Here is a 17,550-nt window from a genome sequence, read left to right on the forward strand (position 1 = left end):
TGGTGGGTTTTTCAAAAGGTAGGGGCAATGACCAGCAAACGATTCGCAAAATCTCTTCTTCTTGGCGCAGTTTCCGTTCTGGCGCTCGGATCGGTTTCCCATGCCGCCGACGCGGTTGTGCCGGTCGTCGAGACGTCGGCCTTCAACTGGAGTGGCCTCTATGTCGGCTTTGGTGTTGGCGCCGGCGCCAATGTCCACGAGATCAGCAGCGATTTGGTTCCTGGCTTCTCGTTCAACGGCATTGGCGGTGAAGGCGTATACGGTGAACTGACAGTTGGGTACGACTATATGGTGTCGCCGCGCTTCCTGATCGGCGGACTTTTGGATGCCCATGCCGGCAACATTGAAACCACGCTCGATGTTGCTGGTTTTGAAGCTTCGGTCCGCGAGACCTACGGTTTCGACGCTGGGTTGCGGCTTGGTTATCTCTTCACGCCAAACACTTTGGGCTATGTGCTGGGTGGCTATTCCTGGCAGAAATACAAACTCGACACGAACGCTGGTTTTGATTTCGATTGGGACCAGAGCGGCTACTTCGTCGGAGCTGGCGTTGAAACGGCCATCAACAGCAACTGGACCATCAAGTCAGAATATCGCTATACCCGCTTCGGTACTAATGATGATCTCCTTTCCGATTTCGGTGTGCCGGATGGCACCCTCAACCTCGACACGTCGCGGCATACGTTCCAGGTTGCGGCCAACTATCGCTTTGGCGCCCAGAATGGTGGCGTCGCCTCTTTTGAGGCTCCTGCCTACAACTGGACCGGCTTCTACGTCGGCGGCGCCGCCGGTGCGGGTGCATCGGTGCATCAGATCGACGTTCCGCCGGCTGGCGACCTCGAGTTCAACGGGATCGGTGGCGAAGGCGTGTTCGGCGAATTGAACGTCGGCTACGACCATGATTTCGGCAGCTGGGTCGCAGGCGTCATGGTGGATGCCCGCTACTCCGGCATGACTTCGGAACTTGAGGTCCCGGGCGGGTCGATCAATCTGGATACTGATTACGGATTCGATGTGCTTGGTCGTGTCGGTATGAAAGTCAACGAGTCAACCCTCGCCTACGTGCTCGGTGGTTACAGTTGGCAGCACTTCGATCTGAACGCGTCTTCACCCATCGGCGATATCCTCGATTGGGACTCCAGCGGCTTCTCGGTGGGTGGTGGTCTGGAAACGGCCATGTCCAGCAACGTGACCGTCGGCCTCGAGTACCGCTATTCGCAGTTCTCCGAGAAGGATTTTTCGTCGGAACTTGGGCTGCCGGACGACACTCTCACCTCCACGCCTTCGTTCCATACCGTCCGCATCGGCGCGAAGTACAAGTTCAACTAAAGACCGTCCAGACAACAGTAAAAGCCCGCCGGTCATTCCGGCGGGCTTTTTCTTTGGGGCGGAAGAAATGCGGGGCGGACAGGGCGGGCAACAAAAAAGCGGAGCCAAAGCCCCGCTTCCTCTGATATCGAGACTTCCCGCCGGTTCATCCGCGGTCGGCAAATCGATCGACAATCATTCCGTAACGCGACAATGCGACAGGCGTACGACAGCTGCGACCGATGAATACCGCCCGGATCGTCACGCGCGCTCGATCCGGCACTGGTAGCAATTGTTGCGCGCCGAGCGGACATGCACATAGGCGATATCGTTGCGCTCGAACAAGGTCTCGGCCCGCGCCGCTATAGCGGCCGTTGGAATGACGCCGCCGCTGCCATAGACGATGCGGTCGTCCCTGCCGTAGCCGCGCATGATGTAGTCGGCACTTTCGAGAATTTCGGGAAGCGCCTCGGCTTCGGCGGCGCGCTCGCATTCCTCGGCATGCAGAAAGATCGGTCCGGTTTCGGCGTAGGGCTGCAATTCCGGGAATGGCCGGTAGGCGAGGATGAGATAGGCGTCTCCGGCGGTCACGTTCTTCAGGCAGTGGCGGCAAGGCACGCCGTCGCCGTCGGATATTGTCCGCTCTGGTATCAGGCCGTAGGCGTCCGGCGCGCCGCGCTGCAAGGCTCTGACATCTTCCGTGGGCAAGGCTTTGAACTGGATGGTCATGGCGAAATCTCCGGTATCGTCGACCGGAAATTACGCCGCTGCGCCAGCGTCTCCCACCCGATTCCTGCCAATTCGGATCAGTCCATCAAGGCGTCGAGACCGCGCACCAGCCCTGTGATCTCCTGTACCCGCCTGATAGCGAGCAGTGTGCCGGCCACGTAAGGAGCAGCGGACGAGCCGGCGTCGTGACGAATGGTCAACCGCTCGTCGGGCAGGCCGAACAGCGCCTCACAGGACAGGATGTAGGAAGGCAGGCGAAGCGCATGCACCTGCACCCCCTCGCCCGTACCGACCGCCGCACCGCGGGTTCCCGGCACACCCGAGACCTCCGAGACCGGCCGCACCGTCGAAGCCTTGCGGACATCGGCCAGCGCTTCGGCAAGCTCGCGCGCGGTGCCGGACGGCGCGTCAGGTTTCTTGGCGCTCGCATAGTCGATCACCTCGACATCCGGCACGTATTTCGCCGCCATCAGGGCAAACCGCTTCATCAGCGTGGCGGTGATCGAAAAATTGCCGGCTGCAATAACGCCGACACGATTGGCGCGTGCTGCAGCGTCGATCTCGCCGAAATCGGTCGCACCCAGCCCCGACGTGCCGATCACAACGTGCCGCCCCTTCTCTATGGCCAGCAGCGCATGGTCTTTCACCACATGCGGCTTGGTGTAGTCGACCAGCACGTCCGACGGTACCTCCAGCGCCTCGGCCAGCGATGCGGAAACGGTGATGCCGTTGGCCGGCATGCCAACCAGGAGGCCGGAATCCTGCCCCGCGCCGCTGCGCGACACAGCCCCGACCAGTGCCATGTCGCCTTGCGCCCCGATCGCCGGAACCAGTGCCTTGCCGACCCAGCCGGTCGCACCGGCCATCACCACCCGAATCGTCATCGTTTGATCCTCCATCATCATTGGAGCGCCACGCGTCCTTTTTGGACGCGCAAAGGACGCTCCAACATTTGAGTCTACGCATCGTGCTTTTCGAGAATCGATCCCGATTTTCGGGCCGATGCGGTAGGCTTTGACCGACAGCGATATGGAAAGAGCGCGGCTCATTCAAGCCAGGCTCTTTTTCGGGTGTTGATCCAGACCGCAGTGACTGAGCCTGTTTCGAAAATTACAGCGGCGAGTCAGATGATGGTGTCTTCGAGAACCGGAAGCGCAGAAAACGCCTTCAGATGGCCGCCAATGCGGATTTCGGACAGGCGCTCAGCGGATGAAGTCGTCAAAGCGGCGCAGCGTCACCCGGCGATTGCGCCAATTCTCGTTCTGCGTCTGCACCAGCAGGAATTCCTCGCCGTAGCCGACGGTTTCCAGTGTATAGCCCGGCACGCCGAATTCGCGCACCAAGGTGCGCTTCAGCGAAGCGGCGCGCTGTTCGGAGAGGATCTGGTTCGACTGGAAAGAGCCGACCGCGTCGGTATGGCCTTCGATCAGCACGCGGGCACCGCGGTCGCGCCGCAGGATGCGCCGAAGCGCATCGGCGATATTTTCGATCTTGCCATATTGCGATTCGGAAATGGCCGCCGAGCCAAAGGCGAAATTGATCGACTGGATATCGATCGAACGGGCCATGCGCCGCAGGTCCGGCCGCCTCTTGAATTCGCGGATGGTGACGCGCTGGTTCGGGCGCAGCTTAACGCGGGGCGCGGCCTCGAGCTGACGCTCGATCGTCGCCGCCGAAGGCGTGGTTGCCTGGGCGGCGGCAAGGGTCGGCACGGCGAGGGCCGCAATCAGCGCGGCGGCAAATGTGCGTCGGGTCAGCATGTCTTTTCTCCTTCGGCCTCTGCCGCATTGATGGTGCCGGCAAGATGGCAAAGACAAGCTGAAGCATTGATGAACAATAGGTTCAGTTTGCGGAGAAAATCATGGCCGCATGACGCTGGCCGCACGCTCGGCGAAGGTCATTGGATGCACGATCTCCTTCTTTTGCGCGACCGGTGCAAAGCCGAGCTTCTGGTAGAGCGGCAATGCCGCCGGATGGTCGAGCGTGCAGGTCTGCACCGTCACCCGCCTTGGGCCGTGCGACCAGGCGGCGGCGATCGCCGCACCGAGGAACCAGCGGCCGATGCCTTGGCCGGTCGCGTGCTCCATCATGCCGAAATAGGCAAGTTCCACTTCTTCCGGCAGATGCGGCTTTAGGTCGAAGAAGCCGGCCGGCGACCCATCGAGATACAGCACCCTGATGTCGCGGTCCTCGCGATGGATGCCTGCAGAAAGCTCCTCGTCGCTCAGCCTCAGCACGTTGACCCAGTGCCATTTGCGACCCACCCGATCCATCAAATAGCGGTAGAAATGCAGAGGAATGTCCTTGGTTTTCAGCAGAGCGATCTGGCGGTTGTACGGCACCGGCGGCGAATAGGCCGGCGGCACATGCATTTCGAGAAACGTCACCGTGACCTCGATGTCTTCAAGCGCTCCGTTTTCCATCACTGTCGATCCTTGCCCGTCACGACGGGCGTATCGCCAAGCCCTCCCCATTCCGTCCATGAACCGTCGTAGAGCCTGTTGTCGGTATGGCCAAGCGTCTCGAGCGCCAGCGTGATCGCCGCCGCAGTGACGCCTGAGCCGCAAGAGGTGACAACCGGTTTCGACAGGTCGATGCCGGCGTCCTCGATCACCTTGCGCAATCGGTCTTTCGGCAGCAGCTCGCCGTCCTCGGCAAGCGCCGAAAACGGCACATTGTGCGCGCCGGGCATATGGCCCGAGCGGATGCCGGCGCGAGGCTCCGGCTCGGTACCGGCAAACCGGCCAGGCGAACGCGCGTCGGCGATCTGGCTTTCCCCGGTCTCGACGATCCGGCGCATATCGGCCAGGCTGGCGACGCGAGCGGTATCGAAGTCGGCATGAAACACGCAGGGCGCGATCTTCGTCGGCTCCGCCGTCACCGGCCGTCCCGCCGCTTTCCAGCGGTCGAAACCGCCGCCCAATACGTAGACCTGGAACACCCCCATGACACGAAACATCCACCAGGCGCGCGGCGCCGAGAAGAAGCCCGGACCGTCATAGACGACGATGGTGTCGTCGGCCGAAATGCCCATGGCGCCGACATATTGGGCGAAATGCTGCGGCGACGGCAGCGTGTGCGGCAGTGGGGAATCAGGATCCGAGATCGCATCCTGATCCAGGAAGCGGGCGCCTGGAATGTGCGCTGCGTCATATTCGGCGCGCGCGTCGCGCTTCTGCGCCGGCAGATACCAGGACGTGTCGACGATGGTCAGGCCAGGCTCGCCGAGGCGCTTCTGCAACCAGTCCGCATCGACGGTGAAAGGGCTGTCTTCGGCCATTCTTCTTCTCCTGCCCGCCTTTGACAATCTGTTTATCAGGCCGGCGGCATCGGTCCAAAGCGTATTCGGAAGCGCCGGTTCTCGCGACCCTTCTTCTCGATCTTGCCGATATGGATCTCGCCGACTTCTCCTGTGCTCTTCACATGGGTGCCGCCGCAAGGCTGGCTGTCGATCGAGGCGTTCTCGCCAATGCAGACCAGGCGGATCTTGCCCGTGCCGACGGGTGGCCGAACATTCTTGGATTTCACCAGTCCCGGATTGGCCGCCAGTTCCTCGTCGGTGATCAGCCTGACAAAGACCGGGTGATCGGCCCGCACCAGTTCCATCAGCCGGGCCGTCACGTCTTCCCTGGTGAAGCCGGCATCCGGAATATCGAAATCGATACGGCTGTCGTCCTCGGAAACCGAGGCGCCGGTGATCGGGAACGGGCAGACGACGGTGAGCAAATGGCAGGCTGTGTGCATACGCATCAGCAAATGCCGCCTCTCCCAATCGACGGCGAGCTTTATCGGTTCGCCGACCTCAAGCACCGCCTGCTCAGGCGGCGGCACATGAATGATCACGTCCTTGGTCTCACCGGTGATTGTGGCGGCAACAGCGATCAGGCTGCCGTCGGCGCGTTCGAGAGTGCCCGTATCGCCCGGCTGCCCGCCCGACGTGGCATAGAAGATCGTCCGGTCCAGGATGATGCCGCCACGGTCGTTGACGGCGACAATCGTGGCGTCAGCCGTCCTGAGATAGGCGTCGTCGCGAAACAGCGCTTCCGTTTTGTAAGCCATCACGCGACCTTCTCGAACGGCACCGAAATTGTGCTCCGCTGTTCCATCCAGCCCGGTACCGGCAGTTTCTTTTGACGCAGGAATTCCGGATTGAACAATTTTGACTGATAGCGCGTGCCGTAGTCGCAAAGCACGGTCACGATGGTGTGGCCGGGACCCATCTCACGCGCCAACCGGATCGCGCCGGCAATGTTGATACCGGTCGAGCCGCCGACGCATAGGCCCTCCTCCTGGATAAGATCGAAGACGATCGGCAGTGCATCCTCGTCCGGAACCTGGAAGGAGAAATCCGGTGTGAACCCTTCCAGATTGGCGGTAACCCGCCCCTGCCCGATGCCTTCGGTGATCGAGCTACCTTCGGATTTCAGCTCTCCGGTGGTGTAGAAACTATAGAGCGCCGCACCCAGCGGATCGGCGAGCGCGATCTTGACGTCCTTGCTCTTGGACTTAAGCCCGAAGGCTACGCCGGCCAGTGTTCCGCCGGAGCCGACCGCCGAAACGAAACCGTCGACCTTGCCGCCGGTCTGGGCCCAGATTTCTTGCGCCGTGGTGCGGGTATGGCCGTCACGGTTGGCGACGTTGTCGAACTGATTGGCCCAGATCGCGCCGTTCGGCTCGGACCGGGCCATCTGCTCGGCCAGGCGGCCCGACAGTTTCACATAATTGTTGGGGTTCTTGTAGGCAACGGCAGGCACCTCGATCAGCTCGGCGCCGAGCAATTTGATCGTGTCCTTCTTCTCCTGGCTTTGCGTCTCGGGGATGACGATCACGGTGCGGTAGCCAAGCGCCTTGGCCACCAGCGTCAATCCGATGCCGGTGTTGCCGGCCGTCCCCTCGACGATGACCCCGCCCGGCCTCAAGAGCCCGCGCTGCTCGGCGTCGCGGATGATGAACAGCGCGGCACGGTCCTTGACCGACTGGCCCGGATTCATGAATTCGGCCTTGCCCAGGATTTCGCAGCCGGTTTCTTCCGAGGCTTTGTTGAGGCGGATCAGAGGCGTATTGCCGATCGCTTCGATCACAGAACGGGGCATGGAGATTCCTTTATGCTTGCGGCGGAACCCTAGAAACCCGAAGCTTCGGTTTCAAGGCAAGAATTTGTCTGGTCCAGCTGCATTTCTGGGCTGCAATTCCTAAAATCGACGTCGCCTTCCGCTATTCGTTGAAGCTCCCACTGAAAAGCGCTCTTTTCATTCGATTTCTTCGTCGCTAGAGCACAGGCTAAGAAAAAGTCGCAGGGCATAGCATGACTCTCTACCGGGCCAACCCGAAAGACGGCGTCGCGTGGATCACCGGCGGCAGCAGCGGCATCGGCCGTTCATTGGCCAAGGACCTTGCGGCGCAAGGCTATGCCGTCGCGGTGACGGCGCTCGACGACGATCCGATCGATACGCTTGTTGTCGAGACGGCGCAGATGCCGGGCCATGTCACGCCCTATCCTTGCGACGTCACCGACGAGAGACGCATGGCAAAGACGGTGGCGGCGATCGAGAAGGATCTCGGCCCGATCGTCTTGGCCGTCTTCAATGCCGGGAGCTATATTGCGACCGCCGGCGAAGACCTCACCGTCCGTGGATTTCGCCAGTCCTTCGATGTCAATTATTTCGGCATCATCAACGGCCTGGTGCCGGTCATCGAACGCATGCGCGTCCGCGCGCGCGGCCATATCGTCCTGGTCGGTTCGGTCACCGCCTATTTCGGCTGGCCGACCACGGCCGCCTATGGCGGCACCAAGGCGGCGGTCAATATCCTCGCAGAGTCGCTGAAATACGATTTCGACAAGATGAACGTCCGCATCCAGGTGATAAATCCGGGCTTCGTCGACACCCCGCTGACCGAGAAGAATTTGCTGCCGATGCCCGGGCTGATGCCCGTCAATCGCGCCTCGCGCCGCATGGCGCGCGGCATCAAGTCCGGCGGCTTCGAAGTCACCTTCCCGCGCCGCTTGAGCTGGGGCCTGAAGCTGCTCAGAATCCTGCCGAGACCGTTCTGCCGATGGGTCATCAGCACCGCGACCCGCTGGAAGGCGCGTCCGCTGAATTTCGACCGCAAGCCGCCGAGTGAATAGACGGGCCTTCAAAGTTGGCGATCCCGCCGCCGGCGGGACGCCGTTGCCTGTTTGCCATCGCGGCCATAGGTTGCGGATTGTTGCGTGGAGTCTGCGATGGGGCGACGGATCGTGCTTGCGGTATTGGGCCTCGCCGCCATTCTTGTCCTGGCCTTCGTGCTTGGCCCGCGCATCCAAGCCGACACCACGATCCGCTTCGATCCTTCCGTGGTCGGCGATGATCCGCAAGCCTATCTGGCACGCAAGGAGGCTGCCGTACCGGGCATTCACGACGGGCTGGAAAAGGAAATCATCTGGGCCAATCCGATGGTTCACGCCAGGACGCCGCTGTCGATCGTCTATATCCACGGCTTTTCGGCGTCGAAGGGCGAGGTTCGTCCGCTGCCGGACGAGGTGGCCGACCAGCTCGACGCCAATCTTTACTACACCCGCCTCACCGGCCACGGACAGGGCGGTGCCGCAATGGCGGACGGCAGCGTCAACGCCTGGATCAACGACTATGAGGAAGCCCTCGCCATCGGCCGGGCGATCGGCGACAAGGTGATCGTCATCGCCACCTCGACCGGCGGCTCGCTGGCAACCTGGGCTGCGACGCAGCCGGGCGCATCGGAGGGGGTGGCGGCAATAGCGTTCATCTCGCCGAATTTCGGCGTCAAGGCTTCCGGCGCCGAACTCCTGACCATGCCGTGGGGTCGAGAGATCGCCGAGCTGGTCGCCGGCAAGCAGCGCAGCTTCGTGCCACGCAATGCGCTGCACGAGAAATTCTGGACCTACCGCTATCCGATCGCGGCGACCCTGCCGATGGTGGCGCTGACCGAGCTTGCCTATGGCGCGCCGGTGGAGAAGGCGACCATCCCTGCCCTCTTCATCTTTTCGGATTCGGGCAGGATCGTGCGGTCCGACCGCACGCGCGAAATCGCCGGGCGCTGGGGCGCCGCGCACGAACTGGTGCCGGTCGACGATACCGGTGATCGGGACAACCACGTCATAGCCGGTGACGCGCTGTCGCCAGCAACCACAGCTTTCCTCGCGCAGCGCATTGTCGTGTGGGTACAGGCGGTGGTGAAGTAGATCTCAGGCGAAAAAGGCGACCGAAGCATCGCTCCGATCGCCTTTTTCAATTGCGAGCAGCCGAGCCGAGCCCGACAGGCTCGGCCGGATGCACTATCTGATTACGCAGCCCGCGCCGCTGGCCGTTTGCCGCCGAAACGACGCTTGTTGTTGCCCTTGAAGGGCTTGGCGCCTTCCGGCTTACGCTCGCCGGCGAAGGCCTCGCCGAAGCGCTTCTTGCCGAAGCCGTTGTTCTGGCCACCGGGACGCCTGCCGTCGCGACGGCCATTGCGGTCGTTGGCCGGCTCGAAGCTGCGCTCGTTCTTTTCGGCGGGATTGCGCTGCGGATCGGGGCTGCCGAGATGGTCGGCAACGATCGGCAGCTTGGTGCGGATGATGCGCTCGACCTGGCGCAGCTTGCTGTTCTCGGACGGGTCGCAAAGCGTGATGGCGATGCCGTCCATGCCGTTACGACCGGTGCGGCCGATGCGGTGGACATAGCTCTCCGCCTCGTCCGGCAGGTCGAAATTCACCACATGGCTGATGCCGGGCACGTCGATGCCGCGCGCCGCGATATCGGTCGCCACAAGAATGCGCACCGAACCCTCGCGGAAATCGTTCAGCGCCTTCTGGCGGGCGTTCTGCGACTTGTTGCCGTGGATGACGGCGGCCTTGAAGCCGTCGCGCTCGAGGTCCTTGGTCACCCTGTCGGCGCCATGCTTGGTGCGCGAAAAGATGATGACCGACTTCATTGCCTCGTCGGCGAGCATCGTCGACAACACCTGGCGCTTCTGCTTGGTACGGGCAAAGACGACGCCCTGCACGATCTCGGCCGCCGCAGTGCTGTGAGGCGCCACTTCGACGCGGATCGGGTTCTTCAGCAGGCCCTTTGCCAGTTCGGCGATTTCGGCCGGCATGGTTGCCGAGAACAGCACCGTCTGACGGTCCGGCGCGGTCGCCCTGGCGATGCGCTTGACGTCGTTGATGAAGCCCATGTCGAGCATGCGGTCGCCCTCGTCCAGCACCAGCCATTTGGTGTCGGCCAGCACGAGATCGCCCTCACGCACCAGGTCGGTCAGCCGGCCGGGCGTAGCAATCAAAATGTCGACGCCGGGAGCAATCTTCTTTACCTGGCTGAAGCGCGAGACGCCGCCAAGCACGAGTGCTGTCGAGACATGCGCGCCCTTGGCGAGCAGCTTGATCATCTCTTCGATCTGCACGGCGAGTTCGCGCGTCGGCGCCAGGATCAGCGCGCGAGCGGTCTTCGGCCGGCGCTTGGTGCCGAGCGCGATGATCTTCGACAGGATCGGCAGCGCGAACGCCGCGGTCTTGCCGGAACCGGTTTGGGCGATGCCGAAAATGTCACGGCCTTCCAGCTGCGGCGGGATCGCCTGCGCCTGGATCGGTTTCGGATCGGTGAAGCCGGCGCCATGGGTGGCCTTGAGCAGCGCGCCCGTAATTCCAAGTGCTGCGAAACCCGAAAGTCCCCCAGTGTCCTTGCCGGTCAAAGTGTTTTCGTTGGTCAAAATATTCTTCTTTCACGCGGCTCCTGGCCGCAAACATCGATGGCGGCAGGGCGCAACCTGCCGTCGAAAAAACTGTCATGAAACGACAAGGCGGCGGACGTTATCGTCCGCACGGCTGCGCTGTCGTGCCCGCAGGCATCATGCCACGGGGCTTTTTCGCCGCCTTGCCGATATGTCGGAAAGAGGGAAAACAGACGCAACCAGTCTCATTCGTCGAGAAGGCCGGATAGTCCCGGCCCAAGCGCCTATGTCGCCGCATATGGCCCAGTTCGTTGCGAAATGCAAGCGGCGTCATGTTGCAGTGCAGCGAAAGCCATGGCGAAGCGGCGCTTGCGCTCCCCTGCCGCCATGATTACCACAAGTCAGCTTCCGTTTTGGGGATCGACCGATGAAGGACGTGCTGAAGGAACTCGAGCGCCGCCGCGATATGGCGCGCATGGGCGGTGGCCAGGCTCGTATCGATGCTCAGCACAAAAAGGGCAAGCTCACCGCGCGCGAACGCATCGACGTCTTTCTCGACGAGGGCTCGTTCGAGGAGTTCGACATGTATGTCGAGCATCGCTCGACCGATTTCGGCATGGAGAAGACCAAGATCGCCGGCGACGGCGTCGTCACCGGTTGGGGCACCGTCAATGGCCGCCCGGTCTATGTCTTCGCCAAGGACTTTACCGTGTTCGGCGGCTCCCTGTCCGAGGCCCACGCCGAAAAGGTGGTCAAGGTGCAGGAGATGGCGCTGCGCAACCGCGCACCGATCATCGGCCTCTACGACGCCGGCGGCGCCCGCATCCAGGAAGGCGTGGCAGCACTTGGCGGCTATGCCGAGATCTTCCAGCGCAATGTGCTCGCCTCCGGCGTCATCCCGCAGATTTCACTAATCATGGGCCCTTGCGCCGGCGGCGACGTCTATTCGCCGGCGATGACTGACTTCATCTTCATGGTGCGCGACACCTCCTACATGTTCGTCACCGGGCCGGACGTGGTGAAGACGGTCACCAACGAAACGGTGACTGCCGAGAGCCTCGGCGGCGCCTTCGTCCACACGACCAAGTCCTCGATCGCCGATGGCGCCTACGACAATGACGTCGAGGCGTTGCTGCAGATGCGCCGGCTGGTCGATCTGCTGCCTGCCTCCAATACGGCTGATATCCCCGAGATCGAATGCTACCATTCGGTCACCGATCACGATCTGTCGCTCGACCGACTGATCCCCGACAACGCCAATAAACCCTACGACATCAAGGAGTTGATCCTTAAAGTTGCCGATGAGGGTGACTTCTTCGAGATCCAGCAGAATTTTGCGAAAAACATCGTCACCGGCTTCGGCCGTGTCGAGGGCCGCACGGTCGGCTTCGTCGCCAACCAGCCGATGGTGCTGGCCGGCGTGCTCGATTCGGACGCCAGCCGCAAGGCGGCGCGGTTCGTACGCTTCTGCGACTGTTTTTCGATTCCGATCGTCACCTTCGTCGACGTTCCAGGCTTTCTGCCCGGCACCGCGCAGGAATATGGCGGGCTGATCAAGCACGGCGCCAAGCTCTTGTTCGCCTATGCCGAAGCGACCGTCCCGAAGATCACCGTCATCACCCGAAAAGCCTATGGCGGCGCTTATGACGTGATGGCCTCAAAGCATCTGCGCGGCGACATGAACTATGCCTGGCCGACGGCGCAGATCGCGGTGATGGGCGCTAGGGGCGCGGTCGAGATCATCTATCGCAAGGACATCGGCGATGCGGAGAAGATCGCAGCGCACACAAAGGCTTACGAGGATCGCTTCCTGTCGCCCTTCGTCGCCGCCGAGCGCGGCTATGTCGATGAGGTGATCATGCCGCATTCGACCCGCCGCCGCATTGCGCGTGCGCTCCGCATGCTGCGCAACAAGAATATGCAAAACCCCTGGAAGAAGCACGACAACATCCCGCTGTGACATCGCTGATGTCGCGCCTGGTCCTCTACACGGGAGAGCACTTCGGCAGATTTGCCGTCCTGCTTTTCGTTCTGCCGCTTTTCTGCCCAGTGCTCCTCTGGCTGCTGCTCCTTGACCGGCGTCCGCTCGCGGTTATCGCGGGCGGTGTTATTGCCGTACCGGCTACAATGCTGGCTTTCGTTCTGTTAATTGGAGCATTGTTTGCCGGTTTTCGGCCTAGCAGGGTGGAAGGGATTACTCGGGAATCGGCCCCAAAACTGTGGGCAGTGTGGGAAAGTGTTGCCGGCAAACATCGCGCCAGCCGGACGACGATTGTGCTGAGCAGTGACCTGAACGCCAGCATTGGGGAAGAGCGCCCGTTTCTGGGTCTGCTCGGCCGTCGAGCGATCTTGACCGTCGGTATCCCGTTGCTTGCCGTGACCGACGAAAAGGCATTTTCGGCGATCCTTGCTCACGAAAACGCTCATCTGAAAAACAGGGATACAAACGGCGGCCTCAATCTCGCCGAGCTCGACAAAAGTTTCGATTTGATCTTCGAATATGCTCCTCCCGGAAAGACCGTTTCCGGCAGTCTGTTTTACTGGATACTGGCTCCGCTGTCGTACTCTCTGGAACGTGAAGGAATACGGCTATCGCGACGAGCGGAAATCGATGCCGATCGTCATGCGGCAATGTCAGGCGATTCGTACGAAGCAGCACGCGCCCTGCGCAGCGGCCGACAAGTTCTTCAATGACCAGGTCTACAATCCGCTAAAGCGTGAGTTGCTTGGCGCGATGGCACCGCCTCGCCCGCCGCTTAATAGAGTTCTGGCGGTGTGCAGCGACTTGTCGAGAACGAGCCTTCTGCAAGAATATGCACTGAAGGCCTGGGACGCCCCCGATGACGAGAAGGCGGACCATCCACCATGGTCGGAACGTCTGACTGCGCTTGGATATAGCTCCGTTCCATCGATAGAGCCGGTTTTGGTTCCTGCCCTGTCGAGCCTGCTGAGCAATGAAATGGTCGCAGAGCGAGTTCGCCATTTCGACAGTGAATGGACATCGAAAATCGCCGATTATCTCGATCGATAGGCGATCCCTTTGGATTTTTGCGACGAGGTACCGGTCACTCCGCTTCCGCCGCGCCGAACCCCGCGCCCATCGTCGCGCGGACGGCGCCCGACCACGGCGTGGCATGATTGTCGATGCGCATCTGGAAGATAAAATAGGTCGGCGAGCAAAAGCCGATACCTTTCACCTTGCCGATACCAGGCGTATCGGGCGGCAGCGACTGGCACATATAATCCTCGCGGCAGAAATGATCGGCCGAGCAGGCCGGCCGGTTGCCGCGATTAACGGCGCCGCCGAGGCACTGGTCGAAATTGTTGGTCGCCACGCAAATGTCGAATTTTTTCCCGCCGACGAGCCCGCAGATCTCGTTCGGCATCGGCTTGCCCGGCTTGAAGCCGGCAAAGGCACGATCCTTGTCATCGCAGCCGCGATAGGCGATGCCGGCCGGCACGCCGATCTTCGGCGGCCGGCAAGTGTAGGCGGTGCGCGAAATATCGGTGGCGAAGGCCGCGAACTGGCCTGATATGCTGTAGCGGTCATTGAAAGGCTGCGCCGGGTTGCTGGCGATAGAGCCGGTCAGACATGGATGGCCGGAAAACATCTTTCCGCTGTCCTTGGGCAATAGGCATTGCGCCAGTTTCGTCCGTACGCCCGATGCGCTCGCCAGCGCCGTGCAGACGGTACCGCCGCCGCATTGCCAAGTCGTGCCGAAGCGGGCCGCATCCTCCGGCATCAGACACGGCATCGCCACCTCGGCCGGCAGATAGGCGACCTCGCCGGCGTCCTTCCATGCGGCCGGCGGCGCGAAGGACAGCGGGCGGAGGCGGTTCGGCTCCTTGCCCTCGACGGTCGCGCGCAGCCACGCTTCGCGCCGCGGCATCTCGGCGTGAAGATGCGGCGAGATACCGACCTCGATGCGGTTCAGCGGCGACGTGGTCTTGTCGTCGAGGCCGATGAAATGGAAACCGGCGCTCGAACCCGCCTGATGACAACCCTGGCAGGCGCCATTATCCAGCCGCTCGACCAGCGCTTCCGGCGTGCGCACCAGCTTCAGCGCGGAATAGTCGAGCGCAGAAAAATCCGCGGGCTGGAACAGCGGCCTGAACGGGTGATTGGCCTGCCTTGTGCTGCCGACAGTCGACCACGAGATGACTTTATTCGCCAGGAATTCATGCGGGATTTCGTAGACACCGAGATCGATCGCCGCGAGATTGGCGCTGATATAGTCGGCAAGTTTTGCTTTCAGAGCGGCGTCTTCCGAGAGCAGCGCCACATCCAGCGTGTTTTCCAGCGGCTTTTCGCTGACCATCTCTCCATCGATACCGAAAATCCGCATGAGATAGGCGGCCTGCCCGCCGAATTCGGTCTCTTGGCCGGAGGGGAAGCGCACCACCTGGGCGTTGAGCTCGAGCTGCTTGAAGCTCAGCCCGGCCTTCTCCAGCGGCCCGCCGATGAGCCAGCCGGTATCGACGGTCTCGTCGAGCTGCGGCGTCCAGCGCCCGGCAACGCCGACGCAGCCGCCGTCGGCGTCCGGCGCGGCGCTGTAGATGGCATTGAAGTTGAACGGCAGGCGCGAGGCCAGAACCTTGCCTTTTTTCTTGAAACTGTAGGCAAGGCGATAGATGAAACGCACCTCGCCGCAGCTTCCGTCGCCGCGCATCTCGGCGAAATCGCGCTTATCGAGCCGGTTGACGACGCCGACCAGCCGGAAACGGGCGGCGTCGGTCTTCAGCCAACGCATGTCCATGATGCGGCCGACATTGCCGTCGGTAACTTCGTAGAGCGGCCGCCCGCCAGCCTTCATCTCGGCCCGCAGCGCGGCGACATCGCCGGCAACCGTTTCGACGATCTGGTGATAGGCAGGCGCCTTATCATAGAGCGCCTTCAGGTCGCCCTTGCCATCGACGCCGAAAATGCCGGCGAAGCCAAAACCCTTGGCGTCGAGGGCGGCGAGCAAGGCCGGATCGTCGACGATCATCACCGGACCTTCGGCACGCGCGAGGTTGGCTAAGAAAAGGTTGGCGAAAATCACAGCGATCAAGGCGAGCCGATGGTTCATTCAGCGGTCATCCCGTTGCGATTTTCGGTAACCTCGCGCAGCACCGGCACCAGCGCCAGCGGCAAGTCTTCGGCGATCAGCCCAGGCCCGAAACGGCTGCCGGCCTCGGCATGGATCCAGACCGCCGCGCAGGCGGCTTCGAAAGCCGGCATGCCTTGCGCCAGGAATCCGGCAATGATGCCCGACAGCACGTCACCCGAACCGGCGGTGGCCAGCCATGGCGCGCCGTTACCGTTGATCGCCGCCCTGCCATCGGCTGTCGCGATCACCGTGTCCGCGCCCTTATAGACGACGATGGCGCCGGCGCGCTCGGCGGCAATGCGCGCCTTGGCCAGCTTGGACAGGTTCTTGTCTCCGGCGATGTCCGGAAACAGCCTGGCGAATTCGCCCTCATGCGGCGTCAGCACCAGCGCCGGCGCGTTCGGGCGGCGGGCGGCTTCGAACAAAACGTTGGACGTATCGCGAAACGCGGTGATGCCATCGGCATCGAGCACCAGCCCGTCGACCCTGCCGTCTCGCTGTTGTCCGGCGGCCAGTACGCCGAGGGCAAAATCGCATGTTTTTTCGCCGACGCCAAATCCGGGTCCGAGGACAAAAGCCGACGGCCGGCGGTCGCCGATGAATTCCTGTACATCCGCGATGCTGTCGGCCTTGCGCAACATGATCGAAGTCAGATGCGCGGCATTCACCTGCAGCCCGTTCCCCGGCGACAGCACGGTCACCGCCCCTGCCCCGCTCCTGGCCGCGGCAAGCGCCGACAGCCGTGCCGCACCCGTCGCCGATGGCCCACCCGAAAAAACGCCGACATGGCCGCGCCTGTATTTATGGGTGTCGACGGCTGGAATCGGGAAACTTTCTAACCAAAGCGGCGGGGTATTCTCGAAGGTCCGCGGTTCAAGCTGCGCAATGATCCTATCGCCGATGCCGATGTCGGCAAGCACCAGCTCGCCGCACATCTCGCGCCCAGGCAACAGCAGATGGCCGGGCTTTTTTCGCGCGAACGTCACCGTGACTTGGGCGCGGAATGCCTGGCCGAGAATCTGGCCGCTCTCGCCTGACACGCCTGAGGGCAGATCGACCGCAACGACGGGCAGGTTCAGTTCTGTCGCAACCTCGACCGATCTGGCGGCATCGCCGGATAGCGGCTTGGACAGCCCTGCCCCATAAAGCGCATCGACCAAGATCGCCCCTGTCTCGGCGGCAAATTCCGACAGCGGCCGAGGCCTGACGGGGCATTCCGAAGCGGCGAGCGCCGCGTCGCTGCCGGCTTTGGGCGAGCCGGATGCCCACATCAAGACGTCGATGGCGCTGTCCTGAAGAATGCGGGCGACGACATATCCGTCGCCGCCATTGTTGCCCGGCCCGCACAACACGTGGACGCGCCTGGCAGCCGGAAAATGGGCGAGCACCACCGCAGCGACCGCGGCACCTGCATTGCGCATCAGGCCAATGCCGTCGAGAGGTCCGGCGGAGATCGTCAACCGGTCGGCCTCAGCCATTTCGGCCGGAGACAAAATTTCATTGTTCATGGATGCCGATCCGCATTGGCTCAAGCCCGATCCTTGTGGTCAAAACATTGTCCAGTTTTCGGTTCGAAGCAAACGGTGATGAGGTGGCACGATCCATAAGCACATCGTTGGGGACAATGGCTTCGTCGAAGCACAAATGCTCACGAAATGCTCTGTCTGCCCAATTATTGTGCGGACGAAAGCGCCGACAATGTGTAGGTTCCCAGTATCCATGACGCATCCAACGCAGCGAATGACGCGAATTTACCCCC

Annotated in this window: 15 protein-coding genes; 5 read left to right on the plus strand and 10 right to left on the minus strand. The window is 62.1% G+C overall.

Features of this window, described 5'->3' with window-relative positions:
• The first annotated feature begins 27 nt into the window (after positions 1-27).
• The gene (locus CIT26_RS24020; RefSeq protein ID WP_095494882.1) at positions 28-1,329 is read left to right on the plus strand and encodes an outer membrane protein; all 1,302 of its coding nucleotides are present in this window, start codon (positions 28-30) and stop codon (positions 1,327-1,329) included.
• 240 nt (positions 1,330-1,569) lie between these two features.
• Here CIT26_RS24020 and CIT26_RS24025 read toward each other — a convergent pair whose 3' ends face one another.
• The 7 genes from CIT26_RS24025 to CIT26_RS24055 all read right to left on the minus strand — a co-directional run bounded on the left by CIT26_RS24025 (position 1,570) and on the right by CIT26_RS24055 (position 7,130).
• A complete protein-coding gene (locus CIT26_RS24025) occupies positions 1,570-2,037 on the minus strand; it encodes a DUF1203 domain-containing protein (RefSeq protein WP_095494883.1) in 468 nt (155 codons plus the stop codon).
• Between the two features lie 77 nt (positions 2,038-2,114).
• A complete protein-coding gene (dapB, locus tag CIT26_RS24030) occupies positions 2,115-2,921 on the minus strand; it encodes a 4-hydroxy-tetrahydrodipicolinate reductase (RefSeq protein WP_095494884.1) in 807 nt (268 codons plus the stop codon).
• Between the two features lie 318 nt (positions 2,922-3,239).
• Positions 3,240-3,797, minus strand: a complete 558-nt coding sequence (locus CIT26_RS24035) for an OmpA family protein (RefSeq protein ID WP_095494885.1) — start codon at positions 3,795-3,797, stop codon at positions 3,240-3,242.
• Positions 3,798-3,896: 99 nt separating this feature from the next.
• Positions 3,897-4,460, minus strand: coding sequence for a GNAT family N-acetyltransferase (locus CIT26_RS24040; RefSeq protein WP_095494886.1), 564 nt, complete (start codon positions 4,458-4,460; stop codon positions 3,897-3,899).
• Complete coding sequence (sseA, locus tag CIT26_RS24045; RefSeq protein WP_095494887.1) at positions 4,460-5,317, minus strand: 3-mercaptopyruvate sulfurtransferase; 858 nt, start codon at positions 5,315-5,317, stop codon at positions 4,460-4,462. Before sseA ends, CIT26_RS24040 begins: the two co-directional genes overlap by 1 nt.
• 35 nt (positions 5,318-5,352) lie before the next feature.
• The gene (locus tag CIT26_RS24050; RefSeq protein ID WP_095494888.1) at positions 5,353-6,096 is read right to left on the minus strand and encodes an alanyl-tRNA editing protein; all 744 of its coding nucleotides are present in this window, start codon (positions 6,094-6,096) and stop codon (positions 5,353-5,355) included.
• Positions 6,096-7,130 carry a cysteine synthase A gene (locus CIT26_RS24055; RefSeq protein WP_095494889.1) on the minus strand — a complete coding sequence of 345 codons (1,035 nt, stop codon included), beginning with the start codon at positions 7,128-7,130 and terminating at the stop codon, positions 6,096-6,098. Before CIT26_RS24055 ends, CIT26_RS24050 begins: the two co-directional genes overlap by 1 nt.
• A gap of 212 nt (positions 7,131-7,342) precedes the next feature.
• Here CIT26_RS24055 and CIT26_RS24060 point away from each other — a divergent pair, with 212 nt between their 5' ends.
• Together CIT26_RS24060 and CIT26_RS24065 are read left to right on the plus strand one after the other, a co-directional pair.
• Positions 7,343-8,164 carry an SDR family oxidoreductase gene (locus CIT26_RS24060; protein ID WP_095494890.1) on the plus strand — a complete coding sequence of 274 codons (822 nt, stop codon included), beginning with the start codon at positions 7,343-7,345 and terminating at the stop codon, positions 8,162-8,164.
• Positions 8,165-8,260: 96 nt separating this feature from the next.
• Positions 8,261-9,235, plus strand: coding sequence for an alpha/beta hydrolase (locus tag CIT26_RS24065; RefSeq protein WP_095494891.1), 975 nt, complete (start codon positions 8,261-8,263; stop codon positions 9,233-9,235).
• 101 nt (positions 9,236-9,336) lie between these two features.
• Here CIT26_RS24065 and CIT26_RS24070 read toward each other — a convergent pair whose 3' ends face one another.
• Positions 9,337-10,740, minus strand: a complete 1,404-nt coding sequence (locus tag CIT26_RS24070) for a DEAD/DEAH box helicase (RefSeq protein WP_095494892.1) — start codon at positions 10,738-10,740, stop codon at positions 9,337-9,339.
• 388 nt (positions 10,741-11,128) lie between these two features.
• Here CIT26_RS24070 and CIT26_RS24075 point away from each other — a divergent pair, with 388 nt between their 5' ends.
• Both CIT26_RS24075 and CIT26_RS24080 read left to right on the plus strand, forming a co-directional pair.
• Complete coding sequence (locus CIT26_RS24075; protein WP_095494893.1) at positions 11,129-12,661, plus strand: acyl-CoA carboxylase subunit beta; 1,533 nt, start codon at positions 11,129-11,131, stop codon at positions 12,659-12,661.
• 8 nt (positions 12,662-12,669) lie between these two features.
• Positions 12,670-13,395: a M48 family metallopeptidase gene (locus CIT26_RS24080; protein WP_143747899.1), complete on the plus strand. Its 726-nt coding sequence runs from the start codon at positions 12,670-12,672 to the stop codon at positions 13,393-13,395.
• Between the two features lie 371 nt (positions 13,396-13,766).
• On the opposite strand, the gene CIT26_RS24085 is transcribed toward CIT26_RS24080, so the two are convergent.
• Together CIT26_RS24085 and CIT26_RS24090 are read right to left on the minus strand one after the other, a co-directional pair.
• The gene (locus CIT26_RS24085) at positions 13,767-15,770 is read right to left on the minus strand and encodes a hypothetical protein (protein WP_095494895.1); all 2,004 of its coding nucleotides are present in this window, start codon (positions 15,768-15,770) and stop codon (positions 13,767-13,769) included.
• Positions 15,767-17,299, minus strand: coding sequence for an NAD(P)H-hydrate dehydratase (locus CIT26_RS24090; protein ID WP_095494896.1), 1,533 nt, complete (start codon positions 17,297-17,299; stop codon positions 15,767-15,769). Before CIT26_RS24090 ends, CIT26_RS24085 begins: the two co-directional genes overlap by 4 nt.
• Positions 17,300-17,550 lie beyond the last annotated feature (251 nt).

It is taken from the genome of Mesorhizobium temperatum (genome assembly GCF_002284575.1).
Taxonomy (GTDB): Bacteria; Pseudomonadota; Alphaproteobacteria; order Rhizobiales; family Rhizobiaceae; genus Mesorhizobium; species Mesorhizobium temperatum.